This window comes from Erwinia sp. HR93, assembly GCF_034555055.1.
Classification (GTDB): domain Bacteria; phylum Pseudomonadota; class Gammaproteobacteria; order Enterobacterales; family Enterobacteriaceae; genus Apirhabdus; species Apirhabdus apintestini.
In genome coordinates this window covers 2,312,093-2,328,160 of sequence record NZ_JAXUDP010000001.1, presented here as the reverse complement: position 1 = coordinate 2,328,160, position 16,068 = coordinate 2,312,093, and the positions used below count along the sequence as shown (strand labels likewise).

Sequence of the window (16,068 nt, the reverse complement as noted above, 5' to 3'; positions counted from 1 at the left end):
TGAATTGCTGTGTCAAATCGTTCACTTACGTTAGGAAATAAAAAAAGCGCCTTTCAGCGCTTTATTAACCTATTGTCAGTATAAACAGCTTAGCCGCTTTTCTGCGGACCGCGCAAGCGTCTATTTCACTTATTTATATTAAAAGTAATAAAGCGCCTTTTGGCGCCTTATTAACTTATCGCCAGTGTAAATAGCTTAGCCGCATTTTTGCGGACCGCGCAAGCGGTTATTTCACTTATTTATATGAGAAATAGAAAAAGCGCTTTTCAGCGCCTTATTAACTCATCGTCAGTATAAATAGCTTAACCGCATTTCTGCGGACCGCACAAGCGGTTATTTCACTTATTTATACCAGAAGTAGAAAAAGCGCTTTTCAGCGCCTTTTATATATATTGAGATTATAAATAAATAATAACCTACGATGCGTAGCATTTAATATCACCGCAAAAAAGTGAGGCTATGAATACAAATTAATTTACGCGCCGTTACGCAAACATCGCAACGCGGCGGCGACTGTGCTCAGGCGCCTTTTTTATTTCTATTTCAACTTCGGGGTCCATTTCCAGGCGCGCATTTAGCATACTCAGGCATCCATCGATAAACCCCTCTGCAACCTGTAACTGCACCCGCACCGTTTTCTCATCCTGTTTAAGCAGGCGCGCCAGCGTTCTTTTAGATGCACCATAGACATAATGTGCTACCACAAGGTCGAATTCCCCCGTTTGCCTAATCTGGCGCAGTCTTGCCACACAGGCATCAATGACCAGACCATCATCATCACAGCAGCACGGGCGCGAAGAGCGCGGTGCAGTGATTAATCCTTTGAATCCCGCAGCGACCGGTGACCATCCTAGTCCGTGATTATCCCGGGCGGCCCAGCCCCCCCAAAGCTCCAGCACTCGCTGAATATTTCGCATTCTTTCTCCCCCCTCTCATCACCGTTCGCCTTGAAGCCGCATGTTACCGCGTCTGCGATGCCAATGTTGCCTACTGCCTACCTTTACTTACTTAACATAGCCATTCCGTCGGCATGATGAGAAATCCGTTTCCGTATAGCTCCAAACTGAGATTATCCATAAATGCATTAAACTGCAATCCATAAACGAATTGAATCGTGCTTTTTTTTATGCGAATATGCATGGATTGAATCGCCGTTTGAAATAGCGTGGAACTCATGGCCGACACTTTAGAGAGAAATATCAAATACCTTATGGATAAAGCCGGGATCTCTAGCGTTACTGGCCTGGCGCGGCAGCTTAAAATGCAGCAGTCTACTCTGCACCGCATGTTAACCGGAGAGGTGCGCGATCCCAAGTACACCACGCTTAGCCACATCGCCAGCTTTTTTGGCGTGTCACCGGTCGATCTGATTGAGCGGGATCTGAAATATATGCCGGAGAATCCCGACGGCGATAAACCCGCGCTGGCTAATGAACCCTGCCAGTTTCACGCGCGCGGCGTGCCGGTGCTTGGCAATACGCAGCTTGGGCACGGCGGCTACTGGAGCGATATGGAATATCCGGTCGGTGCCGGTGACGGCTATTTGCGCTGGCCTTCCAGCGATGAGGAAGTCTATGCGCTGAAATGCGTAGGGGATTCAATGATGCCGCGTATTAAAGAAGGGGAATTCGTCATTATTGAGCCCAATCATAATTTTCATCCCGGAGATGAAGTGCTGGTGGTCACGCACAATGGCGAAGTCATGGTGAAGACGTTTTTATTTGAGCGGGATGGTTTTTATCATCTCCTGCCGGTTAATGAAGATCATGCGCCTATCCGTCTTGCAAAAAGCGATGTGGCGAAAATGCAGTACGTAGCAGGGATTGCCAAATCAACGCTTTGGGCACCTTGATTGCATTCTATGCAATAATGCATAAATATCGATCTGCAACCAAAAGATAATTCAGCGTATAATGCCGCCCCCTGTGAGAGCGATGAGAACTGCCCCATGGCGTTATTAATTACCAAAAAATGCATTAATTGCGATATGTGCGAGCCGGAATGCCCGAACGATGCCATCTCCATGGGGGAGAACATTTACCAGATTGACAGCGATCGCTGCACCGAGTGTATCGGCCATTACGATACCCCGACGTGCCAGAAAGTCTGCCCAATCCCGAATACGATTATTGTCGATCCTGCTCATCAGGAAACGGAAGAGCAGCTTTGGGATAAATTTGTGCTGCTCCACCATGCGGATAAGCTATAGCGCCCCTCAATGATTACCGTCGCACAGGCATAGCGCCGCTCATCGGCGAGCGAGACGTGAACTGCGCATACGCCCATGCGCCGGGCCAGTTCACCGGCCGCGCCGTGAAAGCGTAATTGCGGCTTACCGGGTTCATCGTCGATCGCTTCAACAAATTGCTGGTGAGATAAATTTATCCTGCTCCACCATGCGGATAAGCTATCGCACTCCCTCAATGATTACCGTCGCACAGGCATAGCGCCGCTCATCGGCAAGCGAGACGTGAACTGCGCATACGCCCATGCGCCGGGCCAGTTCACCGGCCGCGCCGTGAAAGCGTAATTGCGGCTTACCGGGTTCATCGTCGATCGCTTCAACAAATTGCTGGTGAGATAAATTTATCCTGCTCCACCATGCGGATAAGCTATCGCACTCCCTCAATGATTACCGTCGCACAGGCATAGCGCCGCTCATCGGCAAGCGAGACGTGAACTGCGCATACGCCCATGCGCCGGGCCAGTTCACCGGCCGCGCCGTGAAAGCGTAATTGCGGCTTACCGAGTTCATCATTGATCACTTCAAATTGCGCGAAGGCGAGTCCGTTACGGATCCCTGTTCCAAATGCCTTGGCAGCGGCTTCTTTTACCGCAAAGCGTTTGGCTAAAAAACGGGCTGGCTGCTGGTGACTCTTATAACGCGCGAATTCTGCTTGCGCCAGGATGCGGCGCGCCAGTTTATCACCGGAGCGTGCCAGCACCGCCTCAATCCGGCATATCTCTACAATATCGGTACCTAGCCCTAAAATCGCCATTATTGCCGGGCTTCCAGCATTAAGCGCTTCATATCTGCCACCGCATCCCGCAGCCCGCAGATGACCGCCTGCCCGATAATGGCGTGGCCAATATTAAGTTCATGAATTTCCGGCAGCGCCGCAATCGCCTTCACGTTATGGTAAGTCAGGCCGTGGCCGGCATTCACTTTTAACCCCTTCTCTGCCGCCCGGCCTGCGGCGCGGGCGATACGGGACAGTTCCTGCATCCGCTGCGGTTCATCTTTCGCATCAGCGTAAGCGCCGGTGTGCAGCTCAATATAGGGCGCACCGGCTTCACGGGCAGCATCGATTTGCTCAAGTTCCGGATCGATAAACAATGAAACCTGAATCCCGGCCTGCGCCAGTCTGTGGCAGGCCGCGCGGATATTCTCCAGATTACCCAGCACATCCAGCCCGCCCTCAGTCGTAACTTCCCGTCTTTTTTCCGGCACCAGGCAGCAAAAATGGGGCTGAAGTTCACAGGCGATATCCAGCATTTCATCGGTCACTGCCATTTCAAGATTCATACGCGTGTGCAGCGTCTGGCGCAGGATACGCACGTCGCGGTCAGTGATATGGCGGCGATCCTCACGCAGATGGACGGTGATGCCATCGGCGCCGGCCTGCTCGGCGATAAACGCCGCCTGCACCGGATCGGGATAGCGCGTCCCGCGCGCATTACGCAGCGTGGCGATATGATCGATATTGACGCCTAATAACAATTCAGTCATAGGGTTACCTTACGTTGTCAGCGGGGATGTAGAGCCGCAGTTTACACTGGGATGAGAGCGCCTGACTATGCTGCGATTCGTGTTTATGAGTGCGGTACAGGCCGCGGCTTTTTAGGGACAAACTGGCGGAACAGTTCACGGCTTTTGAGGGGGCGCCCGCCCAGATAGGGTTTGAGCGCAATACGCGTAAAACGCTTAGCGGCTTTTAACGTTCCAATATCCGGAAACTCCCGACAGGATAGCGCCCGCAGTTCTCTTCCGGTAAAGCTGTAGTTATCCGTGACCAGGCTCGCGATAAAGCCTTTCTCAGCACGATATCGGTAGGTCATAGTATCGCTAACTTGCTCGCCGCTGCCGGCGCAGTGTAAGAAATCTACGCCGTAGCCAAGGTGGCCCAGTAACGCCAGTTCGAAGCGACGCAGCGCCGGCTCCGGCGATAGCTGACCACAGGCAGAGGCCAGAGCCTGAAGGCAGTGAAGATAATCGAAAAACAGATCGGAAAATGACGTTTCTGGCTCCAGCACCCGGGAAACCAGCTCATTAACATATAACCCGCTATAGAGGTGAATCCCACTAAGCGGTAGCGCGAGTGATACAGCCTCCGCGCCGCGCAGGGTTTTAACTTCACCTCGGCCGCCCCAGCGCGCCAGCAGCGGAGTAAAGGGCTGCAGCGCCCCTTTCAGATTAGAACGGCGCGCCCGGGCGCCCTTCGCCACAATGCGCACCCGGCCCGTTTGCTCTGAAAACAAATCGAGCATCAGGCTGGTTTCGCTCCATGGGCGAGCGTGCAGTACAAAGGCGCGTTGCCAGCCTTCCATGATGGTTGTTCGCCGCTACATATCGTCGCCGTAGCCAAGACTGCGCAGCGCGCGTTCATCATCGGCCCAGCCAGACTTCACTTTCACCCACAGTTCGAGGTGTACTTTCGCATCGAACATCTCTTCCATGTCTTTGCGCGCCTCGATACCAATGGTTTTTATTTTGGTGCCTTTATTGCCAATGACCATTTTCTTCTGGCCTTCACGCTCAACCAGAATCAGGCCGTTGATGTCATAACCGCCGCGTTCATTGGAAATGAAGCGTTCGATTTCAACGGTAACGGAATACGGTAATTCCGCGCCCAGAAAGCGCATCAGCTTTTCACGGATGATTTCTGAGGCCATAAAACGCTGAGAGCGATCGGTGATGTACTCTTCAGGGAAATGATGAATTGCCTGCGGGAGATGCTTGCGCACGATGCCTGCAACGGTGTCAACGTTCATGCCGGTTTCCGCAGAGAGCGGCACAATGTCGAGAAAATTCATTTGCGCGCCCAGAAATTGCAAATGCGGCAATAGCTCGGCTTTGTCGACAACGTTGTCGACTTTATTAACCGCGAGAATTACCGGTGCCTTACTGCCACGCAGTTTATTCAGCACCATTTCATCGTCAGCCGTCCAGCGTGTGCCTTCGACCACAAAAATGATTAACTCTACGTCGCCAATAGAGCTGCTGGCTGCGCGATTCATCAGCCGGTTTATCGCCCGTTTCTCTTCCATGTGCAGCCCGGGCGTATCCACGTAGATAGCCTGATAAGGGCCTTCCGTGTGGATCCCGACGATGCGATGGCGCGTCGTTTGCGCTTTGCGCGATGTGATGGAGATTTTCTGCCCCAATAATTTGTTGAGCAGGGTCGATTTCCCTACGTTCGGGCGCCCGACAATCGCGACAAAACCGCACCAGGTCAATTCACTCATTCCAGCTCCAGCACTTTCAAGGCCTGTTCTGCGGCAGCCTGTTCCGCTTTACGACGACTGGATCCCATACCTATAACGGGCTCTTGTAACCCGCTTACCTGGCAATGGATCGTAAATTCCTGATCGTGCGCCTCGCCCCGTACCTGAACCACTAAGTAGGCCGGCAGCGGTAAATGCCGCCCCTGCAAATATTCCTGCAGCCGCGTTTTCGGATCTTTTTGCTTGTCACCCGGGCTGATCTCATCCAGCCGGGTTTGGTACCAGGCGAGGATAAGCTGCTCAATTGTTTGAATATCGCTATCAAGGAAAACGCCGCCGATCAGCGCCTCAACCGTATCGGCGAGAATAGATTCACGGCGGAAACCGCCGCTTTTCAGCTCGCCAGGCCCTAAGCGCAAACATTCGCCCAGTTCAAATTCACGAGCGATTTCCGCCAGCGTATTTCCTCGCACCAGCGTTGCGCGCATGCGGCTCATATCGCCTTCGTCCACGCGTGGGAAGCGATGATAAAGCGCATTGGCAATGACATAACTCAGAATGGAGTCGCCTAAAAATTCCAGACGTTCGTTGTGTTTGCTGCTGGCACTCCGATGGGTTAACGCCTGCTGCAACAGCTCCTGATGTTGGAAAGTATAGCCCAGCTTACGCTGAAGCCTGTTTATTACGATGGGGTTCATGTGATACCAGTTTATGGATGCGACGATAATTCAGCACACCAAACCCTTCTGGCGCATTCAGCGTGCTTTGGTATACAGCGGCTCCCTGTACTCAGGGAGCCGCGGCAAAACTCGGTGGGATATTCTATACGCAACGACGGGGGATGTCGTTACTTGATTGATGGATTTATTACTTGATGCTGCCGATGCGATTTAATCGCACGCCGGTAGGCCAGGCGCCCTGCTGTTTCTCAAAGCTCATCCAGATAACCACCGCTTTACCAACCATGTTTTTCTCCGGCACAAACCCCCAGTAGCGACTATCCGCACTGTTATCGCGATTATCGCCCATCATGAAGTAATGCCCAGGCGGCACAATCCAGGTCGCCGCCTGCTGGCCGCCCTGGCGATAATACATTCCCACCTGATCCTGCGCGATGGGCACGGTCAGGATACGGTGTGTCACATCGCCGAGAGTTTCATTACGCTGGTCGAGACGCACGCCACCGTCTTTATCTTGCCCCTGCGGCAATGGCCAGAAGCCGCTGGTGCTCTGCCCGCCGTTGCTGAAGGTTTGCACAAAACCACTGGGTTCAACGTTACTGTAAGTGATTGCCAGGTCTTTACCGCAGGCCTGCCCGGAACTGCAACCAGGCGTAACCGTTACTTCTTTTTCAACCGGGTCATAAGTTACCCGATCGCCCGGCACGCCGATAACGCGCTTGATGTAATCCACAGAGGGGTCTTTAGGATACTTAAATACGGCAATGTCGCCGCGCTTAGGATGTCCCGTATTAATCAGCGTATTTTGATACAGAGGGTCTTTAATGCCATAGGCAAACTTTTCAACCACAATAAAATCGCCAATCAGTAGCGTCGGCATCATCGAGCCTGATGGTATCTGGAACGGCTCATACAGAAACGAGCGTACTATCAGTACCACCGCCAGCACCGGAAATACCGAGGCGCCGGTCTCCATCCAGCCGGGCTTCGGGGCCAGCTTTTTAGCGTCCGGCTCAGCTTGCTGCACCTCATGACCTGCGATTCCGCTCGCCTTTTGGGCGCGCCGCTTAGGCGCAAGGACGCATTTCTCCAGCAGCCACATGATGCCGGTAACCAGCGTCGCGATGACCAAAATGACGGCAAACATATTCGCCATGCCAACTCCTTAAGTTATTTGCTCTCTTTCCCAACGTGCAGAATGGCGAGAAACGCTTCTTGCGGCAGCTCAACGTTACCCACCTGCTTCATTCGTTTCTTACCTTCTTTCTGCTTCTGAAGCAGTTTCTTTTTACGACTCACGTCGCCGCCATAGCATTTCGCCAGTACGTTTTTACGTAATTGTTTTACCGTTGAACGGGCAATAATGTGGTTGCCAATCGCCGCCTGGATAGCAATATCAAACTGCTGGCGAGGAATCAGCTCTTTCATTTTCTCGACCAGTTCGCGGCCGCGATACTGCGCATTATCCCGATGCGTGATCAGTGCGAGGGCGTCTACGCGCTCACCGTTGATCAGTACGTCCACCCGCACCATGTCTGAGGCCTGAAAACGCTTAAAGTTATAGTCCAGAGAAGCATAGCCGCGGGAAGTAGATTTCAGACGATCGAAGAAGTCCAGAACCACTTCGGCCATTGGGATATCGTAGGTTAACGCTACCTGATTGCCGTGATAAACCATATTAGTCTGTACGCCGCGTTTCTCGATGCACAGGGTAATCACATTGCCTAAATATTCCTGTGGCAACAGCATATGACATTCAGCAATCGGCTCGCGCAGTTCTTCAATATTATTGAGCGGCGGCAGCTTTGACGGGCTGTCAACATAGACAACTTCCTGTGAGGTGGTTTGAACCTCGTAGACTACCGTAGGCGCCGTAGTAATCAGATCCAAGTCGTATTCACGCTCCAGGCGCTCCTGGATGATTTCCATATGCAGCAAACCAAGGAAGCCACAGCGAAAGCCAAAGCCTAACGCGGTGGAGCTTTCAGGCTCATAAAACAAAGAAGCGTCGTTGAGGCTCAGTTTACCAAGCGCATCGCGAAAGGCTTCATAGTCATCAGAACTGACCGGAAACAGCCCGGCGTAAACCTGAGGTTTGACTTTTTTAAAACCCGGCAGCGCTTTTTCTGCCGGCGCACGTGCGGTAGTCAGCGTATCGCCCACCGGCGCGCCCAGGATATCTTTAATCGCACAGACCAGCCAGCCTACTTCGCCGCAGTTCAAAACGTCCCTATCGACGCGCTTCGGCGTGAAAATCCCAATGCGATCGGCGTTATAAATCTGGCCGGTGCTCATGACCTTAATTTTATCGCCTTTACGCAGCGTACCGTTTTTAACGCGAACTAAAGAAACAACCCCGAGATAGTTATCAAACCAAGAGTCGATAATCAGCGCCTGTAGCGGCGCATCGGGTGAGCCCTCCGGGGGGGGAATATCGCGCACTAGCCGTTCCAGCACTTCAGGAACGCCTACGCCGGTTTTAGCCGAGCAGCGCACGGCATCGGTCGCATCAATGCCCACGATATCTTCAATTTCTTCCGCTACGCGCTCAGGATCGGCCGCAGGCAGGTCGATTTTATTCAGGACCGGCACCACTTCCAGATCCATTTCAATTGCGGTATAGCAGTTCGCCAGCGTCTGCGCTTCCACGCCCTGCCCGGCGTCAACCACCAGCAGAGCCCCTTCGCAGGCAGCGAGGGAGCGAGACACTTCATATGAAAAATCGACGTGCCCCGGAGTGTCGATAAAGTTTAGCTGGTAGGTTTCGCCATCTGTCGCTTTATAATCCAGAGTTACGCTTTGCGCCTTGATGGTAATACCGCGCTCGCGCTCAAGTTCCATCGAGTCGAGTACCTGAGCGGCCATTTCACGGTCCGACAGGCCACCGCAGATCTGGATAATACGGTCAGACAGCGTCGATTTACCGTGGTCAATATGTGCGATGATAGAAAAATTTCTTATGTTCTTCATAAATATGAAAAATTAACTCTGCATAAGGATAAATTATTGTGGTAGGCCCGCCTGTAAACGCGCAGAGAAATCCATCCACCTTCAGTTAGCTGTGCATCTTACACGACTGCCCTTTACCCGTCAGCAAAAGGCAGCGAAAACTGGCACCGTTGCAATGTGAGACAGAACCCGGATTTTACGTCCTGGCGGCGATGGGCTGGCCGCTATCGTTCGTCGATAATCGCCAGCCTGCAAATTCAAACCTCAGCGGCTCACGCAGCGAACAACCGGTCATCGATTTAGTGGCCGCAGGCGAAGGCTCCGCGTTTCCTTTATCTGCCAAAATGCCTTATGCATCCCTGGCCACGACTTTTTCATATTAGGCAAAATGAGAAAGTAAATCTGACAGATACTTAAGCCGGCATTTAATAATGTGCTTCTTTATCCCGGCGTCGACAGTGGGCGCAATATTGCTACATTAAGCTGATAGCAATAAACATCATCGCGAGGCAAAGTCGTTAATTTGCAATATCTGAACGGAGTGAAATAGAGTAATTTGCTGAGGGCGACGGGGATCTATTCATCTTTGCTATCGCCAATAAATATAAAGTTATACTGGCGATTACGCTCCCCCACTCTTACCAACAGCGCGCATTATTCTTGTTCAAATCGGGAAGACTCGCGTGCAGAGGACTGCCCGATAATTATCCCGACATTCAGGATAACCGGCTGCCATTTGGCACGCCGACTTAAATACGGCGCATAGAGACGCGCAGCCAGAAACCCGAGCCCACCGCCGAGAATTGCCCCCAGAATAGCTGCGCTATCGGAGCTCCATATCGCCTGAAACAGGGATGCCAGCGCGAATAGCCCCAATAGCGGAGCCATATATACCAGCACCGCGGAGCCAAGAAGACTTTGCTCCGCCACGCCAAGTTCTACTTTTTGCCCCGGAGTGAGTTCACGGTCGTAGGGCACGACCAGCGTATGGGCAGCCCGTGGACCTAACTTATTCAGGATACGGCTGCCGCAGCCAATGCGCGATGCACAGCTACCGCACGATGATGTCGTTTCGCAGCGCACCAGCGCCTCGCCGTTTTGCCAGGATACTACCGTAGCCCATGCGGTAATCATGGCGCGTTCCGAAACTTCACACTTTCTGACACGCGTTTTGCGGTAGGCGGGGGTAATTCGCCTACTACCGTAATTTCCGTATTGCTACGCACTCGGGTACTAACGGTACGGAGCCCGGTACGAAACATCTGTTCGCCATTAACCGCCTGCGTGCGGTTAATGTTAATAGAGAAGCTGAACAACCCATCAGAATAGAGTCGCGACTCTACGGGAATACCAATTGTCGGCAACGGTCGCTTACTGCTGGAGACCTCTTTGAACCCCTGCGGAAGCCACTGGGGAGCCCAGTTTAATTGGGTTTTATCACCGTCAGGAATCGAAAGCAAAGGCGGTAAGTTCGCATTCACCAATGCCCCCATCTCTTTAGCCACCGGCTCGCCCACGCTCACATCAACAACGCGGAATTGCTCCAGCGTCTCCCCATCGCGATCGAGTAAATCTATACGCATGGGCAGCTTAGTACCAGAATCCAGCCAGACAATATAGCTGTAGCGGGTGCCATCGCGCGCGACTACGCGAATAACTTCACACAGGCGATCGGCAATGCGCGTTTTTCCTACGGAGATGAAATCGTAGTAAGGTGCCAGCCGTTTGAAATCGGTATAAACGATAGAGGGCATCGAATCGACGATGTAGTCCCCCGTAAGCGTAAAAGGTTCCAGCCCGGGTTCGAAATAACTGATTTCATTACCGCGCTGCAATACTTCTCGCCGGGGACCATCAAGCTGTAAAAGCTGCGCCAGCGCTTTATTCTGCGCGCGCGCATGGCGATAACGCAGCGACTCAACGCCAAGCTTGTTGATAGTGATAAATGAGAGTTCGTAATCGAGTGACTGGCTGGCCATACTCATCTGCTGCAACAACGCCCCGGAGGAGGAGTCCGCCGAGGCGCTGGAGAAGAAAAGACAACCCGTCACAATGGAGAGCGCACACCAAAGCTGCTTCATTACTGCGACTGGTTTCCTAAAGTTTGATTGCCTGGTACCTGGAGCGCCGCCTGCTGGCTGCGCGCCTGACCAAACTGGAGCTGTTCGGCATGCAAACGACGCTGCAGTTCGTAATCCTGCAGCATTGCGTTAATGCGACGACGCTGTTCATGTACCTGCTGCTGCCCTGAATTGCCGGACGGGGCGCTGTCTGCAGAAGGCACACCCAAACTCACGGGGCTGGCCTTACCCATCATAGGCAGCGTGTTAAATACCGGTGATTCAGGCTGCGCGCTATCGCCGTCCGCCGAACCGCCATTATAATGCTGAACGCCAACAATAACGGCGAGTGATACGCAAGCAGCTACGCCGATTTGAGTAATTTGCGCAGTCCAGGGACGCAGCTTTTTCCAGAAGGGCATTTTTTGCCACTGATGCGGCGCTGGCTGAGATTCCTGGTGCATAGAAACAGTCTGGCGCGCAGGCTCACCGGCTATTGCCGCCATCACGCGTGAAGAGACGTCAATCTGCAGGACATCATTATTAACTTCGCCGCGCAGCGTATCGCGGATCAAATGATAATGTTCCCAGGACTGCCGTAAAGCCTCGTCTTTCGACAGCGCCTCAATTAGCTGGTGGTCCAGTGACTCCCCATCCATCAAAGCGGAAAGCGTTTCTTTCTGCATGCCTAAATACCTTTTAGTATCCCGCTATCTTCAGCGCCTGATAAGCGGTTGGACTTTATTATCGATAGCTTCTCGCGCCCTAAAAATCCGGGAACGCACTGTCCCGACAGGGCAATCCATTATGCCTGCTATTTCTTCATAGCTCAGGCCGTCCAGCTCCCTAAGTGTGATAGCCATACGTAAATCTTCCGGGAGCGACTCTATGGTGCGAAACACTATCTGTTTCAGCTCTTCAGACAACATTAAGTTCTCAGGGTTCGAAATTTCTTTTAACGCCCCGCCGCTTTCGAAATTTTCCGCCTCAATGGCATCAACATCGCTGGCAGGCGGCCTGCGCCCCTGAGCTACCAGATAATTTTTTGCCGTATTAACCGCAATACGATAGAGCCAGGTGTAAAAGGCGCTGTCGCCGCGAAATGAATCCAGCGCACGCCACGCCTTAACGAAAGACTCCTGTACCACATCCGGGACATCACCCGACGGTACATAACGCGAGACCAGGTTCGCCACCTTGTGCTGATAGCGGACCACCAGCAAATTAAATGCACGCTGATCGCCCCCTTGCGCTCTTTCAACCAGGATCCGATCCGTTAACTGCTCGCTCATCCGAGGTAATATCTCCTCAAATCTGATTTCCACGCGTAATCAAAAGTCACCCGAACTCTGCAATATGAGCAAGCAGACGGTTAGAGTGCCGGTTGCCCGATAAGTTCCATTATAGCGCCAATGTTCTGTCACTCATTTTCTACGGAATTTCTTTATTACTTCATTGTTAATTCCGCGCCGATAAGTCACATTGCTTCGTCGTCTGGCGTAAAACTGGCCCCGCCAGAGTAGCGCATACATGCTTTTTTTTCATCCTAAAATCCTTTGAGGCCCACCTTTGGGACTTTACGTCGAATATCCATGGCGCAATGACGCTATATATTTCAGGCTCCAGCGGTTTCATCGCCCTATAAAACGCGCGATGCTGTGACACAGGGCGCTACATAAATAGATAAAAATCCTGCGTTAGTGCGCACCATGCCTCAGAATATTGATTATCCGCTCCGCGTAACAGTAAACGCTCCGCAAAGCATTCACCGGGGGAAGGAGAAAGCCCCAATAAAATGCGGTGCGGCAAACGCGTTTCACTTTCTGCAATATCTGTGCGATAGCGGCAGTGCCATCCCTCTTTTTCTGCAATGCTTATAAATACTTCGCCGCAAGACTCAGGCAAAATTACGCAAAAAATGCCGTCCTCAGTAATCAACTGCGCCGCGCTGGCTAATAATTGGGAATGTTCAAGCGTTGCGGTTGAACGGGCTATTGTTCGCGCTTTATTGCCGCAGGCAGGCCCGGACGGATAGTAAGGCGGGTTACTGACGATTAACTGGTAACGCTGTGTTTGTTGATGCGTCCACGACAGAATATCCGCGCGATGGATGTGAATACGAGACGCCCAGGGCGAGGCCAAAATATTTTGCTGCGCCTGGCTTACCGCATCCGGCTCAAGCTCAACGGCATCAATAAGCACATCAGGCGCGGTTCGCTGCGCCAGCATTAATGCCAGTAGTCCACTGCCGGTACCAATATCCAGAATACGCGTTGTATTTGCTATCGGCGCCCATGCGCCTAGTGCAATAGAGTCTGTCCCGACTTTCATTGCACAGCGGTCGTGAGCCACAAAAAATTGTTTGAAGGTAAAACCGCCGCGCGGCAGCCCGTTTTTCTGTTGAAACATAGCGGATCCCTGAGATAGTCAGCGGTGGTAGCATAGCGTAAAAAGTCCTACACGCAGAAGGGGATGAAGATCGACGGCGTAAAGTCTATAATCAGCGCCCCACACAGAGGTAGACCATGACCGTAACCACTTTCTCCGAACTTGAACTTGATGATAGCCTGCTAAATGCGCTGGATACGCTCGGCTTTGATCGCCCAACCGCTATTCAGGCGGCAGCTATTCCACCCGCGCTGGACGGCCATGATATTTTAGGCTCAGCGCCAACCGGCACCGGCAAAACCGCGGCGTATTTACTTCCCGTTCTTCAGCATCTGATCGATTTTCCACGTAAAAAATCCGGGCCGCCGCGTATATTGATCCTCACACCTACGCGTGAGCTGGCGATGCAGGTTGCTGAACAGGCTAGAAAATTAGCGGCTAATACGCATTTGGATATCGCCACTATTACCGGCGGTGTCGCTTATATGAATCACGCCGAAGTTTTCAGTGAAAACCAGGATATCGTGGTCGCCACTACTGGGCGCCTGCTGCAATATATTAAAGAAGAAAACTTTGACTGCCGCGCCGTTGAAACACTTATCCTTGACGAGGCCGATCGCATGCTTGATATGGGATTCGCTCAGGATATCGAACACATTTCCGGTGAAACCCGCTGGCGTAAGCAAACCATGCTTTTTTCCGCCACGCTGGAAGGCGACGCCATTAAAGATTTTTCCCGCCGTTTGCTTAATGAGCCGGTTGAAGCAAGCGCTACGCCTTCTATTCGCGAGCGGAAAAAGATTCATCAATGGTATTACCGGGCGGATAATCTCGAACATAAAACCGCATTGCTGACGCACCTGATTAAACAGGACGATGTTCAGCGCGCCATCGTTTTTGTGCGCAAGCGCGAACGACTCCATGAGCTTGTAAAATGGCTGCAGGAAAAAGGCATTCACTGCGCCTGGCTTGAAGGGGAAATGGTACAGGCAAAGCGCAACGACGCTATCCGTCGCCTTACCGAAGGGCGCGTCAAGGTATTGGTGGCTACCGATGTCGCCGCGCGCGGTTTGGATATTCCTGATGTTACCCACGTATTCAACTACGACTTGCCGCGCACTGCCGATACTTATCTGCACCGGATTGGTCGCACCGGGCGTGCGGGACGTAAAGGTACCGCGATCTCCTTGGTTGAAGCTCACGATAATACCCTGTTAGGTAAAATCTCCCGCTATATTAATGAGCCGCTAAAGGCGCGGGTGATTGATGAACTGCGGCCTGTGACGCGTGCGCCGAGCGAGAAATTAAAAGGTAAGCCGTCTAAAAAGACGCTCGCTAAGCGCGAAGAGAAAAAGAAAGAGCAGGATAAAACCAAAACGCGGGTTAAAAAACGTCATCGTGATACGAAAAATGTCGGTAAGCGTCGCAAACCCAGCGCAGAAACGCCGTTAAAAAATGAGGATGCGTAATTCTCCCCTCGCCGGCGCCCGCCGGCGTTGTTTTCTGCGCATAACATCGTGAGCGCGCCTGCGCGGCCAATGAATCCGCGTATAGAGTAAAAAGCATGGTCACTTGTAGACGCCGTTTACCCGATTTCACTTAATATTTGCAACGTCATACCCTTCGGCCGCTATCTGCCGGTACCCTGCCAAAATCGGCAGCGGCGCCGTCGCGTTTAAAGTTTGCGGAAAACCCACCGTCAGACGGAACGCCGCCATCGCGGCGAGAGTAGCAACTAATTAATTCAACAAGGGAAAGCGCTGGCTAAATGCCAGGCCATTGAGCCATCGGCAATGGAAAAATTATATACCGTTAACGGGGGTAAACTTAAAACTGAGCGAGGAAAATTCTGAGGAAGTATCACTTATCACGTTATTTATATGATACGCCTACTTCTTAAGCACAGCGATAGCTGTCGCTGATGAAAAAAAGCCGCCGGATAACCGACGGCGCAAACAAACGCTATATTACAGACTTTCAGTGAAAGTACGCGTAATCACATCGCGCTGCTGTTCCGGGGTCAGAGAATTAAAGCGCACCGCATAGCCAGAGACGCGGATAGTTAACTGCGGATATTTTTCCGGATGTTTAACCGCATCTTCCAGCGTTTCGCGACGCAGTACATTTACGTTCAGATGCTGGCCACCTTCAACGCGAACTTCAGGGCGCAGCTCCATTGGAATTTCGCGATATTCGATTTCACCCAGTTTACTTACCGGAACGATATCGTCTTCTGCATAACCCGCTTTCGCACAAACGCAGCGCGCTTCGCCTTTTTCGCTGTCCAATAGCCAGAATGAGTTTAACAGTTCGTCGTTTGCCGCTTTTGTAATTTGGATACCAGTAATCATAAGTGCCTCCCTATGGGCTTCTTGCTCTGCAATTTTCAGCCAGCCCTCTGGCCAATTGGTAAAACCTTTGTTGCTCTAATGTTTATATACCAGCCGGACTCGCGACATTCTTTGATTTTAATCAAATAATCTCACCACCTTGCTATAAGCTCACGCGCTTTTATTTGTTTTACATCAACTTACACCAACACTAAA

At 52.0% G+C, this 16,068-nt stretch carries 17 protein-coding genes and 2 pseudogenes; 3 read left to right on the top strand and 16 right to left on the bottom strand.

Annotated elements, in window-relative coordinates; all coding sequences use genetic code 11:
- Positions 1 to 485: 485 nt before the first annotated feature.
- Complete coding sequence (locus tag SFA31_RS10820) at positions 486 to 917, bottom strand: antiterminator Q family protein (protein WP_322837975.1); 432 nt, start codon at positions 915 to 917, stop codon at positions 486 to 488.
- A gap of 257 nt (positions 918 to 1,174) precedes the next feature.
- Here SFA31_RS10820 and SFA31_RS10815 point away from each other — a divergent pair, with 257 nt between their 5' ends.
- Both SFA31_RS10815 and SFA31_RS10810 read left to right on the top strand, forming a co-directional pair.
- The gene (locus SFA31_RS10815; protein WP_322837974.1) at positions 1,175 to 1,852 is read left to right on the top strand and encodes a helix-turn-helix transcriptional regulator; all 678 of its coding nucleotides are present in this window, start codon (positions 1,175 to 1,177) and stop codon (positions 1,850 to 1,852) included.
- Between the two features lie 96 nt (positions 1,853 to 1,948).
- Positions 1,949 to 2,209 (top strand): YfhL family 4Fe-4S dicluster ferredoxin, encoded by a 261-nt coding sequence (locus SFA31_RS10810; RefSeq protein WP_322837973.1) that lies wholly within the window; start codon positions 1,949 to 1,951, stop codon positions 2,207 to 2,209.
- A 2-nt stretch (positions 2,210 to 2,211) separates the two neighbouring features.
- Here SFA31_RS10810 and acpS (SFA31_RS10805) read toward each other — a convergent pair.
- The 14 genes and pseudogenes from acpS (SFA31_RS10805) to trmN form a co-directional block, all read right to left on the bottom strand.
- A pseudogene (gene acpS / locus SFA31_RS10805) lies at positions 2,212 to 2,388 on the bottom strand (holo-ACP synthase); the annotation flags it as partial.
- A 19-nt stretch (positions 2,389 to 2,407) separates the two neighbouring features.
- Positions 2,408 to 2,578 (bottom strand): annotated as a pseudogene (locus SFA31_RS10800) (hypothetical protein); the annotation flags it as partial.
- A gap of 34 nt (positions 2,579 to 2,612) precedes the next feature.
- Positions 2,613 to 2,999, bottom strand: a complete 387-nt coding sequence (acpS, locus tag SFA31_RS10795; protein WP_322837972.1) for a holo-ACP synthase — start codon at positions 2,997 to 2,999, stop codon at positions 2,613 to 2,615.
- Complete coding sequence (gene pdxJ, locus SFA31_RS10790; RefSeq protein ID WP_322837971.1) at positions 2,999 to 3,730, bottom strand: pyridoxine 5'-phosphate synthase; 732 nt, start codon at positions 3,728 to 3,730, stop codon at positions 2,999 to 3,001. The genes acpS (SFA31_RS10795) and pdxJ overlap by 1 nt, the downstream gene beginning before the upstream one ends.
- 83 nt (positions 3,731 to 3,813) lie before the next feature.
- A complete protein-coding gene (gene recO, locus SFA31_RS10785; protein WP_322837970.1) occupies positions 3,814 to 4,548 on the bottom strand; it encodes a DNA repair protein RecO in 735 nt (244 codons plus the stop codon).
- A gap of 15 nt (positions 4,549 to 4,563) precedes the next feature.
- On the bottom strand, positions 4,564 to 5,466 hold the full coding sequence (gene era / locus SFA31_RS10780; RefSeq protein WP_322837969.1) for a GTPase Era: 903 nt from the start codon (positions 5,464 to 5,466) through the stop codon (positions 4,564 to 4,566).
- Positions 5,463 to 6,143 carry a ribonuclease III gene (gene rnc, locus SFA31_RS10775; RefSeq protein ID WP_322837968.1) on the bottom strand — a complete coding sequence of 227 codons (681 nt, stop codon included), beginning with the start codon at positions 6,141 to 6,143 and terminating at the stop codon, positions 5,463 to 5,465. The genes era and rnc overlap by 4 nt, the downstream gene beginning before the upstream one ends.
- 169 nt (positions 6,144 to 6,312) lie before the next feature.
- Positions 6,313 to 7,281, bottom strand: a complete 969-nt coding sequence (gene lepB, locus SFA31_RS10770; RefSeq protein ID WP_322837967.1) for a signal peptidase I — start codon at positions 7,279 to 7,281, stop codon at positions 6,313 to 6,315.
- Between the two features lie 14 nt (positions 7,282 to 7,295).
- Positions 7,296 to 9,095 carry a translation elongation factor 4 gene (gene lepA / locus SFA31_RS10765; protein WP_322837966.1) on the bottom strand — a complete coding sequence of 600 codons (1,800 nt, stop codon included), beginning with the start codon at positions 9,093 to 9,095 and terminating at the stop codon, positions 7,296 to 7,298.
- Between the two features lie 633 nt (positions 9,096 to 9,728).
- The gene (gene rseC / locus SFA31_RS10760; RefSeq protein WP_322837965.1) at positions 9,729 to 10,208 is read right to left on the bottom strand and encodes a SoxR-reducing system protein RseC; all 480 of its coding nucleotides are present in this window, start codon (positions 10,206 to 10,208) and stop codon (positions 9,729 to 9,731) included.
- Positions 10,205 to 11,155, bottom strand: a complete 951-nt coding sequence (gene rseB, locus SFA31_RS10755) for a sigma-E factor regulatory protein RseB (RefSeq protein ID WP_322837964.1) — start codon at positions 11,153 to 11,155, stop codon at positions 10,205 to 10,207. The genes rseC and rseB overlap by 4 nt, the downstream gene beginning before the upstream one ends.
- On the bottom strand, positions 11,155 to 11,820 hold the full coding sequence (rseA, locus tag SFA31_RS10750) for an anti-sigma-E factor RseA (protein WP_322837963.1): 666 nt from the start codon (positions 11,818 to 11,820) through the stop codon (positions 11,155 to 11,157). Before rseA ends, rseB begins: the two co-directional genes overlap by 1 nt.
- Positions 11,821 to 11,850: 30 nt before the next feature.
- Positions 11,851 to 12,426, bottom strand: coding sequence for an RNA polymerase sigma factor RpoE (gene rpoE, locus SFA31_RS10745; RefSeq protein ID WP_322837962.1), 576 nt, complete (start codon positions 12,424 to 12,426; stop codon positions 11,851 to 11,853).
- A gap of 379 nt (positions 12,427 to 12,805) precedes the next feature.
- Complete coding sequence (gene trmN / locus SFA31_RS10740; protein WP_322837961.1) at positions 12,806 to 13,543, bottom strand: tRNA(1)(Val) (adenine(37)-N(6))-methyltransferase TrmN; 738 nt, start codon at positions 13,541 to 13,543, stop codon at positions 12,806 to 12,808.
- 116 nt (positions 13,544 to 13,659) lie between these two features.
- Here trmN and srmB point away from each other — a divergent pair, with 116 nt between their 5' ends.
- On the top strand, positions 13,660 to 14,991 hold the full coding sequence (gene srmB, locus SFA31_RS10735) for an ATP-dependent RNA helicase SrmB (protein WP_322837960.1): 1,332 nt from the start codon (positions 13,660 to 13,662) through the stop codon (positions 14,989 to 14,991).
- A 498-nt stretch (positions 14,992 to 15,489) separates the two neighbouring features.
- Here the strand turns inward: srmB and grcA are convergent, their stop codons facing one another.
- Positions 15,490 to 15,873, bottom strand: coding sequence for an autonomous glycyl radical cofactor GrcA (grcA, locus tag SFA31_RS10730; RefSeq protein ID WP_322837959.1), 384 nt, complete (start codon positions 15,871 to 15,873; stop codon positions 15,490 to 15,492).
- Positions 15,874 to 16,068: the final 195 nt, after the last annotated feature.